Source organism: Actinoplanes sichuanensis (assembly GCF_033097365.1).
In the GTDB taxonomy this organism is placed as follows: Bacteria; Actinomycetota; Actinomycetes; order Mycobacteriales; family Micromonosporaceae; genus Actinoplanes; species Actinoplanes sichuanensis.
In genome coordinates, this window is sequence record NZ_AP028461.1 from 5121963 (window position 1) to 5139318 (window position 17356).

At 70.9% G+C, this 17356-nt stretch carries 17 protein-coding genes; 10 read left to right on the top strand and 7 right to left on the bottom strand.

Annotated elements, in window-relative coordinates; all coding sequences use genetic code 11:
- Window positions 1–68: 68 nt before the first annotated feature.
- Entirely contained in the window at window positions 69–1001 is a 933-nt protein-coding gene (locus tag Q0Z83_RS23595; protein ID WP_317796149.1) for a LysR family transcriptional regulator, read from the top strand.
- Here Q0Z83_RS23595 and Q0Z83_RS23600 read toward each other — a convergent pair.
- Window positions 987–1526 carry a TetR/AcrR family transcriptional regulator gene (locus tag Q0Z83_RS23600; RefSeq protein WP_317796150.1) on the bottom strand — a complete coding sequence of 180 codons (540 nt, stop codon included), beginning with the start codon at window positions 1524–1526 and terminating at the stop codon, window positions 987–989. The genes Q0Z83_RS23595 and Q0Z83_RS23600 overlap by 15 nt on opposite strands.
- A gap of 147 nt (window positions 1527–1673) precedes the next feature.
- Between Q0Z83_RS23600 and Q0Z83_RS23605 the strand changes: the two genes are divergently transcribed.
- Window positions 1674–2042: a YybH family protein gene (locus tag Q0Z83_RS23605; RefSeq protein ID WP_317796151.1), complete on the top strand. Its 369-nt coding sequence runs from the start codon at window positions 1674–1676 to the stop codon at window positions 2040–2042.
- Between the two features lie 43 nt (window positions 2043–2085).
- Here Q0Z83_RS23605 and Q0Z83_RS23610 read toward each other — a convergent pair whose 3' ends face one another.
- Both Q0Z83_RS23610 and Q0Z83_RS23615 read right to left on the bottom strand, forming a co-directional pair.
- Entirely contained in the window at window positions 2086–2793 is a 708-nt protein-coding gene (locus Q0Z83_RS23610) for an SDR family NAD(P)-dependent oxidoreductase (protein ID WP_317796152.1), read from the bottom strand.
- A 138-nt stretch (window positions 2794–2931) separates the two neighbouring features.
- Window positions 2932–3684: an SDR family oxidoreductase gene (locus Q0Z83_RS23615; RefSeq protein ID WP_317796153.1), complete on the bottom strand. Its 753-nt coding sequence runs from the start codon at window positions 3682–3684 to the stop codon at window positions 2932–2934.
- A gap of 101 nt (window positions 3685–3785) precedes the next feature.
- Here Q0Z83_RS23615 and Q0Z83_RS23620 point away from each other — a divergent pair, with 101 nt between their 5' ends.
- Entirely contained in the window at window positions 3786–4628 is an 843-nt protein-coding gene (locus Q0Z83_RS23620; RefSeq protein WP_317796154.1) for a helix-turn-helix transcriptional regulator, read from the top strand.
- A 9-nt stretch (window positions 4629–4637) separates the two neighbouring features.
- On the opposite strand, the gene Q0Z83_RS23625 is transcribed toward Q0Z83_RS23620, so the two are convergent.
- Complete coding sequence (locus Q0Z83_RS23625) at window positions 4638–5162, bottom strand: TetR/AcrR family transcriptional regulator (protein WP_317796155.1); 525 nt, start codon at window positions 5160–5162, stop codon at window positions 4638–4640.
- Window positions 5163–5232: 70 nt separating this feature from the next.
- On the opposite strand from Q0Z83_RS23625, the gene Q0Z83_RS23630 reads away from it, so the two are divergent.
- From Q0Z83_RS23630 to Q0Z83_RS23640, 3 genes are all read left to right on the top strand, one after another.
- A complete protein-coding gene (locus tag Q0Z83_RS23630; RefSeq protein ID WP_317796156.1) occupies window positions 5233–6474 on the top strand; it encodes an MBL fold metallo-hydrolase in 1242 nt (413 codons plus the stop codon).
- A gap of 96 nt (window positions 6475–6570) precedes the next feature.
- On the top strand, window positions 6571–6963 hold the full coding sequence (locus tag Q0Z83_RS23635) for an ATP-binding protein (protein WP_317796157.1): 393 nt from the start codon (window positions 6571–6573) through the stop codon (window positions 6961–6963).
- Window positions 6964–7083: 120 nt separating this feature from the next.
- On the top strand, window positions 7084–7335 hold the full coding sequence (locus Q0Z83_RS23640; protein ID WP_317796158.1) for a hypothetical protein: 252 nt from the start codon (window positions 7084–7086) through the stop codon (window positions 7333–7335).
- Here the strand turns inward: Q0Z83_RS23640 and Q0Z83_RS23645 are convergent.
- Window positions 7313–8659 carry an MFS transporter gene (locus Q0Z83_RS23645; protein ID WP_317796159.1) on the bottom strand — a complete coding sequence of 449 codons (1347 nt, stop codon included), beginning with the start codon at window positions 8657–8659 and terminating at the stop codon, window positions 7313–7315. The two genes, Q0Z83_RS23640 and Q0Z83_RS23645, sit on opposite strands and share 23 nt — an antisense overlap.
- 92 nt (window positions 8660–8751) lie before the next feature.
- Between Q0Z83_RS23645 and Q0Z83_RS23650 the strand changes: the two genes are divergently transcribed.
- Window positions 8752–11820: an ATP-binding protein gene (locus tag Q0Z83_RS23650; RefSeq protein ID WP_317796160.1), complete on the top strand. Its 3069-nt coding sequence runs from the start codon at window positions 8752–8754 to the stop codon at window positions 11818–11820.
- Complete coding sequence (locus Q0Z83_RS23655) at window positions 11817–13001, top strand: aminotransferase-like domain-containing protein (protein WP_317796161.1); 1185 nt, start codon at window positions 11817–11819, stop codon at window positions 12999–13001. The genes Q0Z83_RS23650 and Q0Z83_RS23655 overlap by 4 nt, the downstream gene beginning before the upstream one ends.
- Here the strand turns inward: Q0Z83_RS23655 and Q0Z83_RS23660 are convergent.
- Both Q0Z83_RS23660 and Q0Z83_RS23665 read right to left on the bottom strand, forming a co-directional pair.
- Window positions 12988–13197, bottom strand: a complete 210-nt coding sequence (locus Q0Z83_RS23660; protein WP_317796162.1) for a 2TM domain-containing protein — start codon at window positions 13195–13197, stop codon at window positions 12988–12990. The two genes, Q0Z83_RS23655 and Q0Z83_RS23660, sit on opposite strands and share 14 nt — an antisense overlap.
- Window positions 13184–13891, bottom strand: coding sequence for an alpha/beta fold hydrolase (locus Q0Z83_RS23665; RefSeq protein WP_317796163.1), 708 nt, complete (start codon window positions 13889–13891; stop codon window positions 13184–13186). The genes Q0Z83_RS23660 and Q0Z83_RS23665 overlap by 14 nt, the downstream gene beginning before the upstream one ends.
- Window positions 13892–14026: 135 nt before the next feature.
- On the opposite strand from Q0Z83_RS23665, the gene Q0Z83_RS23670 reads away from it, so the two are divergent.
- Both Q0Z83_RS23670 and Q0Z83_RS23675 read left to right on the top strand, forming a co-directional pair.
- A complete protein-coding gene (locus Q0Z83_RS23670; protein ID WP_317796164.1) occupies window positions 14027–16576 on the top strand; it encodes a 2Fe-2S iron-sulfur cluster-binding protein in 2550 nt (849 codons plus the stop codon).
- Window positions 16577–16587: 11 nt separating this feature from the next.
- Window positions 16588–17352, top strand: a complete 765-nt coding sequence (locus tag Q0Z83_RS23675) for an alpha/beta fold hydrolase (protein ID WP_317796165.1) — start codon at window positions 16588–16590, stop codon at window positions 17350–17352.
- The last annotated feature ends 4 nt before the right edge of the window (window positions 17353–17356 follow it).

Here is a 17356-nt window from a genome sequence, read left to right on the forward strand (position 1 = left end):
CCCGAGACGGCATCGTGGTCCCGTCCCGCGCGCAGTGATGACGCGCCGCCTCGGCCTAGGGTAGGGCTGTGGAACTACGGCAGCTTCGCTACTTCGCCGCGGTCGCGCAGGAGTTGCACTTCGGGCGGGCGGCTAAACGGTTGCACATCTCCGGGCCGGCGCTGTCGCAGCAGGTCATCTCGCTGGAGCGGGAGCTCGGGGTGGCGCTGTTCACGCGGGATCGACGGTCGGTGGAGCTGACCGCGGCCGGCCGGTCGCTGCAGGAGGACGCGCGGGAGTTGCTGGCGCTCGCCGAGGCCGCCGCCGAGCGGGCCCGCCAGGCGAACGGGGAGACCACCCGGCTGCGGATCGGGTATGTCAGTTGGCTACCCGACAACATCGAGGCCCTGGGTGTGTCGCTGCAGGTGGACAGCTGGGTGCTGCCGTCGCACGCGCAGGCCGATCGGGTCAGTGACGGCAGCCTCGACCTGGCCATGGCGTGGGTGACGACGTCCGGTGCGGCCGAGCGGAAACTGTCCGCGCATCTGCTGTGCGCGGAGGAGTTGCACGCGGTCGCGCCGGGCGTGACGGCGCACGAGCCGTTGCCCGCGGCGGAGTTGACCGTGCTGGTCGACGCGGACGAGGCGGCCTGGTCGTCGTGGAACGTGTTCGCCGAGGAGTTCGCGGCGGCGGTCGGCGCGACCGTGGCCCGGATCAGCGACGGCGGGGTGGCCGGGCCGGCGTTCTACGCCCACGTGAGCCGGCTCGGGCGGCCGGTGCTCGCCTCACCGAAGCGGCTGGCCGGTGCGGCGCCGCCCGGTTTCGTCAGGCGTACGGTCGCCGGCCCGGTCCCGCTGTGGACATGGTCGCTGCTGCACCGGGCCGACGACGATCGCCCGGCGGTCCAGGCGGCGGTCGAGTCGCTGGTGGCGGTCGGGCGGGGGCACGGCTGGACGTCACCGCCCGGCGAGAGCTGGTGGGTCCCGGTCGACGACCCCCACCGGCTGTCACTCGCCCAGTAGGACCCGGATGTTCGGCCACAGCGCGTCGAGGCGCCGGATGTCGTTGTACAGCTTGGCGAACATGATCTGGCCCTCGATCTGCGCGACCACGGCCCGGGCCGTATCCGGGCCGGTGAGCTGCGCGATCATGTCGACCTGGGCGTCGAAGACCTCCCGGAGGCGGCCGCGGATCGTCTCGGTCCGCTCGTTGCTGAGCTCTAGGGCGAGGTTGCCGTAGAGACATCCGGCGATCGGTTCGGCGGTCAGGCTACTCACGATCACCTCGGTGAGCCGACGCAGGCGATCGATCGGCGGGTCGTCACTGCCCAGGATCCGCTCCCAATCGGCCCGCTGCGACTCCCACTGGGTGTCGATCACGGCGAGTGCCAGGGCATCCTTCGATGCGAAGAAATAATAGAAACTCCCCTTCGGTACGCCCGCCGTCGTGCAGATCTCCGCGACGCCGATCTGCGAATATCCCCGAAGCTCGATCAGCTCCTGCGCGGCGGCGAGGATGCGCGTCTTCGAGTCACTCCGGCGTCCCATCCCGGAATCCTATCCCCGCTAGACGACTGGTCGGCTAGGAGCCACGCCTTCTCAGCAGGGAGGAAAGCCGTCCTGGAAGACCGCGGCCGACCCGGTCACGATGAGGTAGACAACCGGTCTACTACTCACCTCCTCAGGAGCCCGACCATGACCGACCTCAGCCGCATCGTCACCGAGACCCTCGACGGTTGGAAGAACGGCATCGACCGGGGGCGGCCCGCCGACGTCGCCACCCAATTCACCGAGGACGCCCTGTTCCAGGGCGCGCTTCCGGACTATTCGATCGGGCGCAAGGGGGTCGAGGAGTACTACGCCCGCCCGCACGCCGCCGGGCTGCGCGTCGACTACGTGATCCGGGAGATCCGCCCGCTCGCCGACGGCGTGGTGTCCGCCTACGTCGATCCGACGTTCAGCCGCCCGGACGGCAGCGTGCTTCGTTACCACCTGACCGTCATCCTGAAGCGGATCGACGAGCACTGGCTGATCAGCCACTACCAGGTGTCGCCGATCGCCTGACGCCGAACGGCCGCGGACGCGGTGTCCGCGGCCGTTCCACCGGTCAGTGACCGGCGTTCTGTCCCCCGTCGACGTGCAGGATCTCGCCCGTCACGAACGGGGCGTTCTCCAGGTAGAGCACGGCGTCGACGATGTCGCTGACCTCACCCATGCGGCCCATCGGGTGCAGGGCGCCACGCTCGGCGTACGTCTCCGGCGGGTTCATCGGTGTCTTGTGGATGCCGGGCGCCACCGCGTTGACCCGGATGCCGCGGGTCGCGTACTCGATGGCGAGGGCCTTGGTGGCCGATTGGAGGCCACCCTTGGTCAGCATCGCCACCGCCACCGGCAGGTTGCGGTCGGCCTGGTCGACGAGACTGGTGGTGATCTGCACGATGTGGCCGCCGCCCTGCGCGAGCAGGTGCGGGACGACCCGCTGCGTCATGTGCACGAACCCGGCCAGATTGACCCCGACCAGCCACTGGAAGTCCTGCTCGGTGTACTCGGTGAACGGCTTCGCGGCGAACACCCCGGCGTTGTTGACCAGCGTGTCGATCCGGCCGAACCGCTCGATCGCGGTGCGGACCACCCGGTCGGCGGTCGCCGGGTCGGCGATGTCGCCGGCCACGGTGACCAGCGCCGGGTCCGCCGACTCGCCGACCGACCGGGACGTGCCGACCACCGCGTAGCCCGCTTTGCGGTAACCCGCCACGATCCCGGCCCCGAATCCCTGCGACGCACCCGTCACGATGGCGACCTTCTGCGAGTTCATGACCTTGCGCTCCTTAGTAGTAGACCGGTTGTCTACCCACTTCTAGCGCCGCTGCCCGAGCCTCGTCCACGACCGATCTCCTCCCTGCTGGGAAGCGCGGCCTCTCAGGCTCAGGACGAGGGGACGACGCCGATCGCGTCAGCCGTGCCGGTTGACGAGGGCGACCACCTGGTCGTAGTCGCCGCGGACCTCGGCGTACCGCAGGAATCGGACCCTCTCGACCTGGATCTCGGTGGCCTCCGGCTGAGTGCTGATCAGCTCGACGACCTCGCTGATGTACTCGTCGAGCGGCATCGACGTGGGGTCCTCCCGCTGCCCGGGCGTCAGATCGGTGGCCACCTTCGGCGGGACGAGTTCGAGCACCCGCACCGACGTGTCGGCCAGTTGCAGGCGGACCGCCTCGCTGAGTAGGTGGATCGCCGCCTTGGTGGCGCTGTAGGTCGGGTTGGGCGCGAACGGGATGAAGGCCAGCCCCGACGACACGGTGACGATGGTGGCGTCCGGCCGGGTGCGCAGGTGCTCGATGAAGGCGGCGATCAACCGGATCGGGCCGAGCAGGTTGGTGGTGACGATCTCCTCAGCCGGTCCGAGGAAACCGGCCGGGGTCGTCCAGTCCTCGAAGCGGATGATGCCGGCCATCGGGATCAGCACGTTCACCTCCGGGTGCTCGGCGATGACCTGTTTGGAGACGGCCGCGATGGCGTCCGGGTCGGTGACGTCGAGGCGGTACGCGTGCAGGCCGGGGTGTTCGGCGACGATCCGGTCCAGCAGTTCGGTGCGGCGGCCGGCGATGATGACCCGGTTGCCCCGGGACCGCAGTTCGAGGGCGAGGGCCAGGCCGATTCCGCTGGTGGCGCCGGGGATGAAGACGGTGTTTCCGGTGATGTTCATGGTCCCCAGCGTCGGCGGGGCGCGGATCGCGTACCAGAGATCGGATGTCGGGGGATCAGCGATCCCTGTCTACCGACCACCGATCCCCGGATACTTCCCGCATGGATCGTGATGGCCTGGCCGAATTCCTCGTCCGCCGTCGGGAGGCGTTGCAGCCGTCGGACGTCGGCCTCAGCCCGGGGCCCCGGCGACGCGCGGCCGGGTTGCGCCGTGAGGAGGTCGCCCAGCTCGCGACCATGTCGACCGACTACTACACGCGCCTGGAGCAGCGGCGTGGTCCGCAGCCCAGCCCGCAGATACTGGCGTCGCTGGCCCGGGCGCTGCGGCTGACCGCCGACGAGCGGGACTACCTGTACCGGGTGGCCGGGCACAGCGCCCCGGACCGGGTGGCGGTCACCGACTACGTCGCGCCGGGGTTGCTGCGGATCTTCGACCGGCTCACCGACACCCCGGCGCTGATCTTCAACGCGCTCGGCGAGACCCTGGTCCAGAACGAGCCGGCACGTGCGCTGCTCGGCGACGCGAGCCACTTCTCGGGTCTGGAGCGCAGCAGTTTCCACCGGTGGTTCTCCCGTCCGGAGCTGGAGCGACGTTCCTATCCGCCGACCGACCACGATCGGCAGAGCCGCGCCCAGGTGGCGTCGCTGCGGGTGGCGTACGGCCTGCTGGGTCCGGCGTCGCGGGCCGGTGAGATGGTGCGTGACCTGATCGCGCGGAGTCCCGAGTTCGCCCGGCTGTGGGAGGCGCAGGAGGTGGCCCGCCGATTCGAGGACCACAAGACGCTGATCCATCCACGGATCGGGCCGGTCGAGGTGGATTGCCAGGTGCTGTTCACCGAGGACGAGTCGCAGGCCCTGCTGGTGCTGACCGCGGCGCCGCGCAGCGAGTCGGAGAGCAGGCTACGGTTGCTGACCGTGCTCGGCACTGAGGAGTTCGCGGGCTGATCCGGGTGGTCAACGAGCGCGCAGACCGTCCAGGATCAGGGCCAGCATCGGCCCGGTACGGTCCGGCGCGGCCCGCCACAGGGCACCGGTGAACTGCAGGAAGTCGACCGGCTCGGCGTCCGCCCGGATGCTGCCGTCGTCTTTGCCGGCGTCGAGCAGGCTGGTGATCGCGCCGATCACCGGTCCGTAGCTGCGGGCCGCGATCGACTGGTGCGTGTCCGGGCTCAGGGCCGAGCCGAACGCGTGTTTCCTCCGCATCCCGTCGACCAGTTCGAGGGTCCACTGCCGCAGTGCCTCCACCGGCGCAAGCGTGGCCGACAACTCGGACACCGAACCCACCAGCCGTTCGATCTCCTCCTGATATATCTCCAGGATCAGTGCCTCCCGTGACGGATAGTTCCGATACAGGGTGCCCGGACCGACCCCGGCGAGCTGCGCGATCCGGTTCATCGAGGTGTCGTCGTCCTCGGCGAACGCCTGCCGTGCGGCGGCCAGGATGCGGGCCCGGTTCTGGCGGGCGTCTGAGCGGACCATGCCCCTCCTTGCGATCCGGAGATCTCTCCGTTAATTTAGTGGAGACCTCTCCACAACTTACTGGAGCCGCATGCGCGACATCAAGCGACGCCGCTGGTTACGCCGCACCGCAGCCGGCGTCGGCGCCCTCCTGCTCCTCGCGGTCGTCGGCGGCCTCGTCTACGTGCGGACCGAACCGTTCGGCGCCTCCCCCACCGGCGACCGGCTGGCCCGCAACGAGCAGTCCCCGCAGTGGCAGGACGGTGAGTTCGTCAACCCGCAGCCGCAGTGGCTCTCCCTCTGGGCGGCCACCACCAGCTCGATCCTCGGCTCCGGTGACACCAGCAGCCCCGATCGACCCCTCGAGATCAAACCCACCGACACCGGGGTGTACGCCGTGCGCCCCACCACCGGACTGCGGATCACCTGGTTCGGCCACTCCTCCACGCTGGTCGAGATCGACGGGGCACGGGTGCTGCTCGATCCGTTCTGGGGCGAGCAGTCCGGCCCGGCCGGCCTGATCGGCGTGCAGCCGTTCTATCCACCACCGGCCGCCCTGACCGCTCTCGGCCCGATCGACGCGGTCCTGATCTCGCACGACCACTGGGACCATCTGGACCAGGCCACGGTCACCGCGATGGCCGACTGGACCACCACCTTCGTCGTACCGCTCGGCATCGGCGCCCACCTGGAACGCTGGGGCATCGCCCCGGACCGGATCCGGGAACTCGACTGGTGGCAGACCACCACGGTCGGCCCGGTCGAGCTGACCGCCACCCCGTCCCGGCACAGCTCCGGCCGCAACCCGCTGCACAGCAACGAGACCCTGTGGTCGGGCTGGGCACTTCGCGGCCCGCAGCACCGGACCTGGTATTCCGGCGACTCCGGATACTTCGCCGATCTCGAACAGATCGGTAGCCGACTGGGCCCGTTCGACGTCACGCTGATCGAGTCCGGACAGTACGACCCGGGATGGCCCGACAACCACCTCGGCCCGGAGCTCGCCGTGAACGCGAACGCGCTGGTCGGCGGGAAGCTGATGATCCCGGTGCACTGGGGCCTGTTCAACCTCGCCCCGCACAACTGGACCGAACCGGTCGAACGGGCCCGCGCCGAGGCCCGCTGCCGCAACCAACCGCAACTGGTGCTGGTCCCGGGCGTACCGACCGAGCCCACCCCGGACGCCGTGGCCGCTCAGCAGCAGTGGTGGCCGCACCTGTCCTGGCGTACCGCGGCCGACACGCCGCTGCACCCGACCGTGGCCGGCGACCCGGACCGGCGGATCGACTTCACCCCTTGCGTGCCGAGCCGGGAGCAACGCCCAGGAGGGTGAAGGCGAACGTCAGTACCCGACCGATGAGGTGGTCCGGTTGATGCGGCCCGAACCGGGGTATAGGTGATCGCTGTCACGGGGGACAGGGAAGCCGATGTGGTCAGTGAATTGAATGCCGAGATCGAACTACCGGACGGCAACGGCGCGGCGTCGACCGCCCGGGCTGCGCTGCGGGCACTGCTGGCCGGATGGAGACTCACCGACGAGGCCTGGCTGTACGACGCGACGCTGATCGTCAGCGAGCTGGTCACCAACGCGGTCCGGCACGGCGGCGGCTGCCTGGCCCTGCACGTGCACGCCGACGACGGCGACGTCAGCCTGGCCGTGACCGACGGCTCCGCCGAGATGCCACACCGCCGCACCGCCGACGAACGCAGCGCCGGCGGCCGTGGCCTGGTCTTCGTCGACGCCTTCGCCGAGACCTGGGGCGCCCACCCGCACGGCGACGGCAAGCAGGTCTGGGTCCGGCTGGCCCCCTATCCGGCCTGACCGGGTCGGTGCTCTTCGCGCACCACGGTTTCGCGCGTCCAGGCGACGGGCACAGCAGACCCGTGGCGGGGACTCGTTCCGCCGACCGGCATTTCCGAACGCGGACAGGAGAACGAAACGATGGCGATGATGAAACTGGTGGCCGGGCTCGCGGTCGGTTACGTCCTCGGCTCACGCGCCGGTCGCGGCCGGTACGAGCAGATCGCGGCGACCGCCCGCAAGGTGAACACCCATCCCACCGTCGTGCAGGCGCAGGAGAAGGCCAAGGCGCTGATCAACACCGGCACCGAGAAGGCCACCACCCGGCTGCACGCGATCGCCGCCGACGAGCCGGTCCCCGCCGCACCGGTCACCGGCCGCCCGGCGCTGTGACGATCGGGTCGAGGGCGGTCCGGTCCAGGGTGTACCGGCGCTGCAGGAGGACGGCGACCGTCATCAGGGCGGCCGGGACCAGCGTGAAGCCGTAGCGGACCGCGGCCAGGGCGCCCGGTGACTGGGTGATCTGGTCGCCCGCCGCGCTCGCCACGAAACCCCCGGCCAGCAGAACCGCGGAGAACACGTAGGGGCCGACCGCGCCGCCGGTGGCCTCGGCCGCCGTCCACAGGCCGGTGTAGGCGCCGGCCCGGGCCGGGCCGCCCGGTCCGGACGCGGCGATCACGTCGGGCACCATCGACAACGGCATCAGCTGCATCGCGGCGAACGACACACCCAGCAAGGCCATCGCCGCGACCAGGACCGGCAGGCCCGGCCCGGCCCCCAGGGCCAGCACCAGCGAACCCGCCACGAAACCGGACTGGGCGGCCAGCAGGCAGCGCTGTTTGCCCAGGCGGCGGGCCGCCACCACCCACAGTGGCGTGGTCAGCACCGCCGGGCCCATGAACAGGGCGACCAGGGCCGGGGTGAGTTCCGGTCGGCCCAGCTCGTACTTGGCGAAGTACGGCAGGGCGGCCAGCACCAGATTCATCGTGACCGCCATGGTCAGGTACGAGGCGGCCAGCACCCGGAACTGCCGGTCGCGCAGGGCCGCCAGCAGTCCACCACGGTGCGCGGAGGCGACCGCCGGAGCCGACGGCGCGGCCCGGTTGAGCCGGCCCACCCCCAGGATGCCGGTCAGCATGGCGGCCAGCATGACCACGCCCAGGATCGCCGCCATCCGCCCGTAGTCGCCGACGTCCGGCACGGTCCCGGTGAGCAGCGGCGCGACCACCCCGCTGAGCAGCACACCGATGGTGATGACGGTGTTGCGGAACCCCATCAGCCGGGTCCGCTCGTGGTAGCCGATGCCGAGGTCGGCCGGGGTGGCCAGGTACGGCACCTGGTAGGCGGAGTACAGCAGGTTCCCGACGACCAGCGCCACCGCCACCCAGATCGCGGCCGGTGTCCCGCGCAGTCCGGCCGGTACCGCGAACAGCGCGACGAACGTGACGACCACCGCGCAGCCGACCAGCATCACCCGCCGGCGGTGACCGACGGCGGCCCGGTCGTCGTCGGTGACCCGGCCGATCCACGGATGCAGCACGATGTCGGCGATGTTCGGGACCAGCAGAGCCAGGCCGGCCACAGCCGGTGGCACGGCCAGCACGTCGGTCAGGAAGTAGAGCAGCAGGATGCCCGGCACGGTCACCCAGATCCCCATGCCGATCGAGCCGGTGGCGAACGGGAGGACGGCACGCAGAGGCAGGCGGCGATCGTTCACAGGTTGTCCCTTCCGGGGAGCCGACGGAGCTGATGATAGAGACGTCGATGTGTAACGGCGGCGCGGTACGATCCGCCCGGAGGTCGAGAAACGTGCCGGTCGATGCCGTTGATGAGCTGCGGTTTCAGGTGCTCGGCCCGTTGCGGGTCTGGCGCGACGGGGCCGAAGTGGACAGTGGTCCCCGTCAGCAGGCGCTGCTGCTCACCCTGTTGCTGACCCGGGTCGGGCGACCGGTCAGCACGGCCGAGCTGATCGACCTGATCTGGGGTGACGAGGCGCCCGCGAGCGCCCTCAACGTCATCCACAAGTACGTGGGGGCGCTGCGTCGTGTCCTCGAGCCGCGGCTGCCGGCCCGGGAGTCCGGCGGCTACCTGCATCGACGCGGCAACAGCTACCTGTTCACCGCGGACGCGGACCGGCTGGACCTGGTCGCCTTCCGCGGACACGTCCGCTCGGCGGCCGCCGCGGAGGTCCGGGAGGCGGCGCTCGACCACTACCTGCGGGCGCTGGATCTGTGGCGTGGCCCGGCCGGCGGCGGTACGGCCACCGCCCTCGACGACGAGTTCTACCGCGCCTGCACGGCCGCCGCCGACCTCGCCGTGTCGGTCGGCCGCCCGGACCGGGTGCTGCCCGCCCTGCACTTGGCCACGTCGATGGCGCCGTTCCACGAGCCGGTGCAGGCCGCCCTGGTCACCGCCCTGGGCGCGGCCGGGCGGCAGGCGGAGGCCCTCGCCGTGTTCCGCACGGTCCGGGAGCGGCTCGCCGACGAACTCGGCATCGATCCGGGCCCGGCGCTGCAGCAGGCGCACCACCACGTCCTGGCCCAGCCGCCGCTGCCGGTCACCACCGTCGAGCCGGCCCGACCGGAGAGCGACCTGGTCGGCCGGGTCGAGGAGTTCGCGCTGCTCCGGCGTACCGTCGAGGGTGCTCTGACCGGGGGCTCCGCGATCGGTGTCGTCGAGGGTGAGCCGGGTGTCGGGAAGACCCGGTTGTTGCAGGAGGCCGCCGCGGTGGCGACCCGGGGTGACGCCCTCGTGGTGTGGGGCCGGTGCCTGGAGGGTGCGGGCACCCCGTCGATGTGGCCGTGGGAGCAGGCGCTCGGCCGGATCGTGGCCGGCCTGCCCGCCCCGGCCCGGGAGAAGTGGCTGGCCGGCGAACTGGGCAGCATTCTGGAGCCCCGCGACGGCGCCGATCGGACGCTGCCCGACGGCAACGCCCAGTTTCGACTCTTCGAGCAGGCGGTCGCGCTCGTCGGTGAGTCGGCGGCGCAGCGGCCGATCCTGCTGATCCTCGACGACCTGCAGTGGGCCGACGTCGCGTCGCTGCAGCTGTTCCATCACCTGGCGGGCCGGCTGCCGGGTGGCACCGCGATGATCGCCGCACTGCGCGACCGGGCGCCGACGCTGAGCCCGGCCCTGTCCCGGGTGCTGGCCACCGCGAGTCGGGTGCCCGGTCACCGGCGGCTGCGGCTCGGCCCGCTCGGGCTCGGTGAGGTGGCGGCGCTGGTCCGTACCGAGGTCGGCCGGGATCCGGACGGTGAGCTCGCGCGGGCCATCCACGACCGGACAGCCGGAAACCCGTTCTTCGTTCTGGAACTGTCCCGGCTGCTCAGCGAGAAGGGTTCGCTGGGTGTGCCGAACACGATCCGGGACGTGGTCCGCAGCCGGATGGCCGGGCTGGACGACCACGCCCGTGACCTGTTGCAGGTGGCCGCGCTGATCGGCCGGGACGTCGACCTGCGGCTGCTGTCGCGGGCCACCGGTGTCGGTGTCGCCGACTGCATGGACCGGCTGGAACCGGTGCAGGCGCTCGGCCTGCTCGAACCCGGGCCCGAGGATCCGTCGTCGATGCGCTTCGCCCACGACCTGGTCCGCGAGTCGGTGTCCGAGACGACGGCGAAACAGCAGATCATCCGGCTGCATCTGCGGGTCGCGGACGCGCTGGAACAGACCCACGCCGACGACGAGGTGGTCGCCGAACGACTCGCCTACCACCTGTGGGCGGCCGGTCCGCTGGTCGAGCCGGTACGGACCGCGGAGGCGCTGATCCGGGCCGGTCGTTGTGCGGCCGGCAAGCTGGCGTTCGACTCCGCCAACCGGCAGCTGCGGTACGCCGTACAGGTGACCAGATCGTCGGGTTTGATGGATCTCGAATTGGCGGCGCTGACGCTGCTGGCGATCGTGGTCCGGCGGCAGGCCGGCTTCGACGCCTCGACGGTGGACCTGCTGGACCGTGCCGAGTATCTGGCCGGCACGCTGGGCCGGGCCGCGGAGGCCGCCGACTTCCTGTTCATCCGCACCATGGGCGCCTACACCGCTCTCGAGAAGGACCGGGACCGGCTGGCCCGCCGGATGCACGAGATGGGGCAGGGTTCCACCGATCCGGCCGTGCGGCGCTACGGCCGGCAGTCGTGGGGCCTGCATCAGTGGGATGTCGGCAACATCGGCGAAGCGGTTCGTCTCCTGTCCGAGAAGGATCACGACACCGGTGTCCTGGCCGCTCCGCAGACCCCACTGCGCCGCGACGGCGCCATCCCCGGCGAGGGCCCCGGCTGGTGGGCCGTGACGACCGCCCTGCACGACGACGTGCCGACCGCGCTGGCCCTGGTGGACAGCTGGGACGCGCCGAACGACCCCTACGCCGCGTCGGTCTGGGTCTACTACACCACCATGATCGCGTCGATGGCCGGGGACGCCGACCTGGCCCGCCGTGCCGGAGAACGCTGGGCGACCGAGGATCTCGAACGGCTGAACGCCCAGATCGGCCACTACGTCCGACAGAGCCGCTGCTGGGCGCGGGCGCTGACCGGCGACGATCCGGCGGGCGCCGCCGCCGAGGCCGAGGAGCACCTGGCCGCGAACCTGGCCGATCCGCCGCAGTGGGGTGTCGCGTTCCATCACGCGCTGGTCGCCGAGATGTGGCTGGCGGCTGGCCGCTGCGACCGGGCCACCGCCGCTCTGGACCGGGCCGACAGAGCCGCCCGGGAGTACGGCCAGCGATACGCCGAAGGCCTGTCCCTGCTGCTCAAAGCACGCCTCCTACAGGCGAGAGGGGAACCGTCGACAGTGGTCCGGGCAGCCGCCGAACAGGCGTCGAGTCGCTCCCGGTCGGGCGGGGCACTGCTGTTCGCCCGCCGCGCCGATGAGTTCCTCGCCGGATGAGCGGGCTGTCCGAAATCGCCCGCGGCCTGTCGGCGCCGCAGGGGTTCGTCGTCGCCAGTCAGGCCGTCGCCACGCCCGACGCGATCCGGCTGGTCGGTGGTGTCCCGGCGGCCGAGGCGCTGCCGGTGCGGGAGTTCGCCCGGGCGTCGGCCGAGCTGTGGCAGGACCCGGCGGCCGCTATCGCGAGCCTGCAGTATTCGGCGCCGCACGGATTCCCCGGCCTGCGGGCGTGGATCGCGAACCGGGAGGGTGTCGACCCGGACCGGATCGTGATCACCAACGGTGGCATGCACGGCCTCACCCTCGCGGTGCTGACGCTCGTGGAACGGGACGCGACGGTCGCGGTCGACGACCCGGTGTTCCCGGGCTTTCTGTGGGCACTGGAGGTCGCCACCAAACGGGTCCTGCCGGTGCCGCTGGACGCCGACGGGCTCGACGTCGAGCACCTGGCCCGGCGCCTGGCCGCCGGGGAACGGATCGCCGCCGTGTACACGGTGCCCGACTTCCACAATCCGGCCCAGGTCTGCCTGTCCGCCGACCGGCGACGAGCCCTGGTCGAGTTGGCCGACCGGTACGGCTTCCACGTGATCGTCGACGACCCGTACCGGGAGCTGCGGTTCGCCGGCCGCGACCAGGGCGTGCGCGCGTTCCACGATTCGGACCGGGCGGTCCACATCAACACGTTCACCAAGACCCTGGGCCCGGGCTGGCGGGTCGGCTGGATGGTGCTGCCCGGACACCTCGTCGACCCGGTCATCCGCCTGCGCAACCGGCTCGACGTGCACACCGGCTCGGTCACCCAGGCCCTCGTCGAACGGGTCGTCACCAGCGACGACACGTGGTTCGACGGGCTGGTGCGCGATGCCGCCGCGATCTACCGGGAGCGCGCCGGGGTGCTGGTCGACGCGCTCCACGAGCATCTTCCCGGCGCCTTCGAGATCAGGGCGCCGGAGGGTGGACTGTTCCTGTGGGCGCGGCTCACCGACGACCGCCTCGACCCGGCGGACCTGTTCCGGCGGGCGGCCGCCCGCGGTGTGCTCTACCAGCCGGGACAGTTCTTCGCCGCGGACCCGGACAACAGCTCGTCGGACCGGTTCCTGCGGTTCGCCTACAGTGACCGGTCGCCGGACGAGTTGCGGGAGGCGGTCCGGCGGCTGGCGTCGGCCTTCAGGTCCGGATGACCCGGCGGGCCGCGGCCCGGACGCCCCAGACGTGCGCGATCAGCCCGGCACCCCAACCGATGATCGACCAGATCGGCCAGAAATGCAGATCCGGGGTGAACAGCCACCACACCAGGACCTGGATCAGGTTGGCGGTGAAATAGCACAGGGCATGGATCTGTACGCCCCGCCGCATCCCCTCGTCACTCTTGGACATTCTCGGCGACCGCCTTCTCGATGAGGGCCACCGCGGCGGCCGGGTGGGAGACGAACACCAGATGAGAGGCGCCGTCGACGACCGTGGCCGTGGCGCCGGAACGCTCGGCCATGAACTCCTGCGCGGCCGGCGGAATGATCCGGTCAGCCCCGCTGATCAGGTTGTAGGTGGGAATCGAGTGCCACGCCTGCGGCCCGGAGGCCGGTTCGCCGAGGGCCGCACCGGTCGCCGGTCGCTGGGTGAGCGCCAGCAGCGCGGCCTGCTCGGCGGGCAGGTCACCGGCGAAGTTCCGGTGGAACACACCCGCATCGATGTACAGGTCGACCTGCCCCTCAGCCAGCGGAACCGGCCTGAGCGACTGACCCACCGTGCTGCCCGGAAACCGCTCGACCAGCTGCTGCACGCTCTCCCCGGTCTCCGGGACGAACGCCGCCAGATAGACCAGCGCCTGGACGTCGTCGGTGGCGGCAGCCGAGATCACCGCACCGCCGTACGAGTGCCCGACCAGAACGATCGGTCCGGCAATCGACGCCAACAGCGCCCGGACCTGGGCCGCGTCGGACGACAGCCCGCGCAGTGGGTTCGGTGCCACCACCACCGGATATCCGCCGGCCACCAGCTGTTCGATGACCGGCTGGAAACCGCTGCCGTCGGCGAAGGCCCCGTGCACCAGCACGATCGTCGGCTTTGTCATGTCTGAACCTCTCTGTCAGGTGTCAGCGGAAAGCTAACGGCGGCCACTTGACGGGAAATGGACCGGATCATTCAGTCGAAATAAAGTCGCCGTCACCAGGCTGACCCCGAAAAGACATTGATCTGAGGGGTACGGATGGACGCGCTCGAAGAATCCGATGTGGTCGTCATCGGATCAGGAATGGGTGGTCTCGCGGCCGCCCGCACGATCGCACAATTCGGCCGGCGACGCGTTCTCGTCCTGGAGCAGCACTACACGCCGGGCGGGATGACCCACGAGTTCACCCGCGACGGCCGCTACCGGTTCGGCACCGGACTGCACTACATGAGCGCCGACGCCGGCCCGTTCCTCGACTTCATGACCGACGGCCGGGTGCAACTCAACCCACTGCCGGACGACTACGACGTACTGCACTTCCCGGATTTCGACTTCACCGTCCCGGCCGGGCGCGACCGGCTGCGCGACCGTCTGACGCAGTGCTTCCCGGACTCGACGGGCGAGATCGACAGATTCTTCACCACGATCCGGCGGGGCATGACCGGCCTGGCCGCCCGCAACGTCCTCGCCGCCATGCCGGCCGGGATCCGCCGCCTCGGCACGCCCGTCGTCGAACGGCTCTACCCGTCGACGTACCGGTCGCTGGCCGAACAGATACGCCTCAGCTTCCGCGACCCCGAACTGCGGGCCGTCCTCGCCGCCCGCTGGGGCCTCTACGGAATCCCACCGCGATCCAGCGCCTTCGGCTACCACGCCGCGGTCCCGTTGACGTTCTTCATGAACGGCACGGCCCATCCGGTCGGCGGTCCCGGCGAGATCGGCCGGATCATTCTGGAGACCCTGCAGCGGTACGGCGTGGAAGTGCGCCCGAGGCAACGCGTGCAACGGGTCACCGTGGACGGTGGCCGGGCCACCGGCGTGGACGTGGTGGACACCGCGAGCGGGCGCCGCTACCACGTCGAAGCCGGCACCGTCGTCTCCGCGACCGGGGTACGCAACACGTACGCCCTGATCGGCCGGGAGAACGAACTGGCCGAACTGCCCCCGGAGCCGTCGGCCGCCATGCTGTTCCTCGGCATGAAACGGTCCCCCGCCGAATTCGGGCTGCACGGCGAGAACCACTGGTTCATGCCCGACCTCGACGGCGGCGACGGCACCCTCTACGTGTCGTTCCCGTCGCTCAACAATCCGGCCGCCCGGACCCACACCGTCGAGGTGCTGGAACTCGTCGACCCGGCGATCGTCGACAGATGGCGGACGATGCCCGCCGACCAGCGGCCGGACGACTACCGACGGTTCAAGGAGGAGACCACCGAACGGCTGCTCGACCGACTGGAACGGCAGTGGCCCGGGTTCCGGGCGGCGATCGAGTTCACCGAGCTCGCCACCCCGCTCACCTTCGAGAACTACCAGCACAGCGTGCGCGGCTCGTTCTACGGCCTGGCGGCCACACCGCAGCGGCTCCGATCGTCGCGCGCGGGTTGCCGTACCCCCGTGAAGAATTTGATCGTCGCCGGTCAGGACGCCTGGGGCTCCGGCGTCGTCGGGGCGCTGGCCGGCGGATTGATGGCCGCGAACGCGGTACTCAGCCCGCGCCAGACCGGGCGGATGTGGCGGACCGTGCAGTCCGCCATCCCGGTCCGGAATCCGCAGACGCCCTGGTCGGGATACCTGCGGGTGGCCGCGATCGAGGAGCTGACGCCGACCGTCCGGCGGATCCGGCTGGCTCCCCTGGACGGCGCGACGATGCCGTTCACCTTCGTCGCCGGGCAGTACCTCAAGATCGAACTGCCGGTCGCGGTCGAACCGATCGAGCGCTCCTACTCGATCTGCAGCGGCCCCGGCCAGACCGGGTTCGTGGAGATCGCCGTCAAACACGAGCCGGGCGGACTCGGATCGGGTTTCCTGCACACCGAACCGGAGACCGGCCAGGCGCTCCGGGTCAGCGGCCCCCACGGCGACTTCACCTGGCAGCCGGGCGACGACACCGGGACGCTGCTGCTGATCGGCGGCGGGGTCGGGATGACACCGCTGATGAGCGTACTCGCGGCGGCCGCCGACGCCGGATACGACGGGCGGATCGTGCTGCTCGCCGCCCACCGGTCCGAAACGGAGCGACTCTTCGGCACCGAGCTCGCCGCCCTCCAGGAACGGCTGCCCGGGCTGCGGAGGCTCACCTTCGTCAGCGGACGCAACGGGCGGATCAGCGCGGGCACCCTGCGGCCGTTCGTCACCACCACGACCCGGGCCCACCTCTGTGGACCGGCGCCGATGATGCAGGACCTGATCGGACACCTGATCGACCTCGGGATGCCGCGGGACCGAATCCACACCGAGGCCTTCACATCCGGGCGCAGCCGGCAGACCCGCAGGGAGAAAGCGCAGGCCATCGCCCGTACCGCCGAAGAAGCCGGAATCGCCGCGTTCCGCATCGACGTCCAGGACTCCGGGCCCGGCTTCCCGTGTCGGCCCGGGCAGACCGTCCTCGACGCGGCCAACCTGGCCGACGTCAAGCTGCCGCAGTCCTGCGGCGAGGGCTCCTGCGGTACCTGCCGGGTGCTGGTCCGCGCCGGCGAACACGAGACCGACAGCCGCGGCATGTTCTCCACCGCCGAACTGGCCGAAGGCTGGCGGCTGGCCTGCCAGACCCTGCCCACCGGCGACCTCACCATCGCACTCGACAAATGAGGGATCGATTCATGACGACCACCCGACGCACCTTCCTCGCCGGTTCCGCCGCTGTCGCGGCCGGCATCCGGACACCGTCGAAGCCGAAACCGACGATCGTCCTGGTACACGGCGCGTTCGCGGACGCGAGCGGCTGGAATCAGGTCGCCGAACGGCTCCTGTGTGACGGTCATCCGGTCATCGCGCCGGCCAATCCGCTACGCGGGGTGTCCAGCGACTCCGCCTATCTGGCGAACATCCTGGCCACCCTCGGCGGACCGCTCGTGCTCGTGGCCCACTCCTACGGCGGCATCGTCGTCACCAACGCGGCCACCGGCAACCCGAACGTGAAAGCGCTGGTCTACGTGGCGGCGTTCGCGCCCGACCAGGGCGACACGCTGATCGGGCTGCAGACCCGGTTCCCCGGCAGCCGGCTCGACGAGGCGGCACTCGACTTCCGACCGTACGGTGACGGGCTCGTCGACGGATACCTCAAGCGTGACGCGTTCCGGCCGGTGTTCGCCGGCGACCTGCCGTCGACCACCACGTCGCTGATGTGGGCCGGTCAGCGCCCCGCCGACACCCGCACCCTGGGTGAGCCGTCAGGCGCACCGGCCTGGCGGAGCATCCCCTCGTGGTATCTCGCGGCCCGCGACGACCGGGTGCTGCCGGTCGCCGCGCAACGGTTCATGGCGCAGCGGGCCGGGTCACGGCTGCGGGAGGTCGGCGCCTCGCACGTCGCCATGATCTCGCAGCCCGCGGTGACCGCCGAGGTCGTCAAGCGCGCGGCGAGCTGACCGG